Origin of the sequence: Mesorhizobium sp. M7A.F.Ca.CA.001.08.2.1 (assembly GCF_003998455.1) — a bacterium.
GTDB lineage: Bacteria > Pseudomonadota > Alphaproteobacteria > Rhizobiales > Rhizobiaceae > Mesorhizobium > Mesorhizobium ciceri.
This window is the reverse complement of the sequence record NZ_RZPW01000843.1, coordinates 1-2,525: the sequence shown is the minus strand read 5'-3', so window position 1 is coordinate 2,525 and position 2,525 is coordinate 1. Positions and strand designations below refer to the sequence as shown.

At 64.8% G+C, this 2,525-nt stretch carries 4 protein-coding genes; all 4 read left to right on the top strand.

Annotation, left to right across the window (positions count from 1 at the left end; all coding sequences use genetic code 11):
• A partial coding sequence (locus EN914_RS31875) for an ABC transporter permease subunit (protein WP_127389522.1) occupies window positions 1–321 on the top strand: 321 nt, incomplete at its 5' end.
• 34 nt (window positions 322–355) lie between these two features.
• On the top strand, window positions 356–1,015 hold the full coding sequence (gene ehuD / locus EN914_RS31870) for an ectoine/hydroxyectoine ABC transporter permease subunit EhuD (RefSeq protein WP_024502312.1): 660 nt from the start codon (window positions 356–358) through the stop codon (window positions 1,013–1,015).
• Window positions 1,016–1,018: 3 nt separating this feature from the next.
• Window positions 1,019–1,795 carry an ectoine utilization protein EutA gene (gene eutA, locus EN914_RS31865; RefSeq protein ID WP_024502313.1) on the top strand — a complete coding sequence of 259 codons (777 nt, stop codon included), beginning with the start codon at window positions 1,019–1,021 and terminating at the stop codon, window positions 1,793–1,795.
• Window positions 1,796–1,804: 9 nt separating this feature from the next.
• A partial coding sequence (eutB, locus tag EN914_RS31860; RefSeq protein ID WP_164779059.1) for a hydroxyectoine utilization dehydratase EutB occupies window positions 1,805–2,525 on the top strand: 721 nt, incomplete at its 3' end.

The following is a 2,525-nucleotide window of genomic DNA, read 5'->3' as shown; positions in this document are numbered from 1 at the left end:
CAGTATGAGGCCTGCACAGCGCTCAATCTCGGCCGCTGGCAAGGCATGCGCCACATCATCCTGCCACAGGCGCTGCTGGTGATGCTGCCGACCTTTGGCAACAACGCCATCGAATTGCTCAAGGCGACCGCCGTGGTGTCGCTGATCTCGCTCACCGACCTGACCTTCCAGGCGCAGGTGGTGCGCGCCCAGACCGGCAACACCCTGGTGCCGTTCACCACCATCCTGATCATCTATTTCATCCTCGCCCTGCTCATCTCGTGGGGCGTGCGCTCGCTGGAACGACGCATGGCGCGCGGCCTCGACGGGGTGCGTGCCTGATGGCCAACTCCCTTCTGATAAATTGGGCCTACTGATGGAATGGGATTGGAATTTCGTCTGGGAAATCATGCCAACGCTGATCCAGGGCGTGAAGATCACCATCCTGGCGACGCTGCTCGGCTCGGTGCTGGCGGCGATCGTCGGGCTTGGCATTGCGCTGGCGCGCCGCTCGCCCAACAAGGCGTTGTCGCGCACGGTCGGCTGGGCGGCTGAATTCATCCGCGGCACGCCGCTGCTGGTGCAGCTCTATTTCATCTTCTACGTGCTGCCCGACATCGGCATCCTGCTGCCGCCGCTGGTCGCCGGTGTCATCGGGCTCGGGCTGCATTACGGCACCTATACGGCCGAGGTCTATCGGGCCGGCATCGACAATGTGCCGCGCGGCCAATGGGAGGCCGCCAAGGCGTGCAATTTGAGCGCCAGTCAGACCTGGACCCACATCATCGTTCCGCAGGCTATCCCACCGATGATTCCGGCGCTCGCCAATTACTTTATCGCCATGTTCAAGGAAACGCCGCTGCTGTCGGCGATCACCGTGCTGGAACTGATGAACCAGGCCAAAAGCGTCGCCAACACCTACTATCGCTATATCGAGCCGATCACCCTGGTCGGTGCTTTCTTCCTGGTCATCAGTCTGTTTTCGGTCGTGTTGCTGCGCTGGCTGGAACGCCGCTACGGCAAGATCGAGAGGTAGCCGATGAAACCCTTGCCCGAGATCAAGGTGTATCCGAAACGGCCGGCACTGGATGCGCGTCCGCTGGAGCGGCGCGTCGGCCTGATCATCCTGGCCACCGACCACACCAGCGAACCGGATTTCCGCCGCATGGTGGCGAGCGAACGCGTCGGCGTCTATGTCGCGCGCATTCCCTATGCCAACCCGACGACGCCCGAAAACCTGCGCAAGATGCAGCCGGCGCTGACGGCGGGCGCGGCCCTGATCCTGCCGGATGAGCCACTCGATGCCGTCTGCTATTCCTGCACTTCGGCCTCGGTGGTGATCGGCGATGCCGAGATCGAGGCGGCGATCCAGGTCGCAAAGCCGGGCGTGCCGATAATCACCCCGCCGATGGCGGGCGTGCGCGGGCTGCGTGCGCTGGGCGCAAGCAAGATCAGCATCCTCACTCCCTACACGGTCGAGACATCCAGGCCGATGGCCGCCTATTTCGCGGCGCACGGCTTCGAGATCGTCAGCTTCACCTGCCTCGGTTTCGAGGACGACCGCGAGATGGCGCGCATCGCACCGGCAACGCTTGTCGAACTGGCGCGTGAGGCGACCGACGCCAGCGCCGATGCGCTGTTCGTGTCCTGCACGGCGCTGCGTAGCGCCCTCGCGGTCACCGGCATGGAAAAAACTATTGGACGTCCCGTGGTGACCAGCAACCAGGCGACCGCCTGGAATTGTCTGCGGCTGTGCGGAGATGACACGCCGCGTCCCGAATTCGGCCGTCTGATGACGCAGCCATTTGCCGCCTGATTGATGATCATGACACAGGTCACTCTTGAGCACATTCGCGCCGCGCATGAGCGCATTGCCGGCAAGGTCGAGCGCACGCCGACCGTGCTGTCCCAAACTCTTTCCGAAGGGCTGGGCGTCCCCGTCCACCTCAAGCTCGAACACCGGCAGACCACCGGCAGCTTCAAGCTGCGCGGCGCCTCGAATGCCGTCGCTTCGCTCAGCACCGCGGAGAAGGCGCGTGGCGTGGTCGCGGCCTCGACCGGCAACCACGGCCGCGCGCTGGCGCATGCGGCGAAGCTTGAGGGCATGCGCGCCGTGATCTGCATGTCGCGGCTGGTGCCTGAAAACAAGCTCGACGGGATCCGCCGGCTGGGCGCGGAGGTTCGCATTATCGGCAACAGCCAGGACGAAGCCCAGCAGGAGGTCGATCGGCTGGTGGCGCAAGAGGGGCTGGTTATGCTGCCGCCCTTCGACCATCCCGACATTGTCGCCGGGCAAGGCACGCTCGGGCTTGAGATGATCGAACAGGTCCCGGATGCCGCCCTCGTCCTGGTGCAGTTGTCGGGTGGCGGGCTCGCCTCAGGCGTTGCCGCGGCCATCAAAGGCGTCAGCCCCGGCACAAAGATCATCGGTGTCTCGATGGCGCGTGGCGCGGCGATGAAGGCCAGCCTCGATGCCGGCCGCCCGGTGCTGGTGGAAGAATTGCCGACGCTGGCGGATTCGCTCGGCGGCGGCATCGGCCTCGACA

What these genes read in the sequence shown, in the direction of transcription:
- ehuD (WP_024502312.1), top strand. Translation starts at nt 356, where the DNA reads ATGGAATGGGATTGGAATTTCGTCTGGGAAATCATGCCAACGCTGATC.
- eutA (WP_024502313.1), top strand. Translation starts at nt 1,019, where the DNA reads ATGAAACCCTTGCCCGAGATCAAGGTGTATCCGAAACGGCCGGCACTG.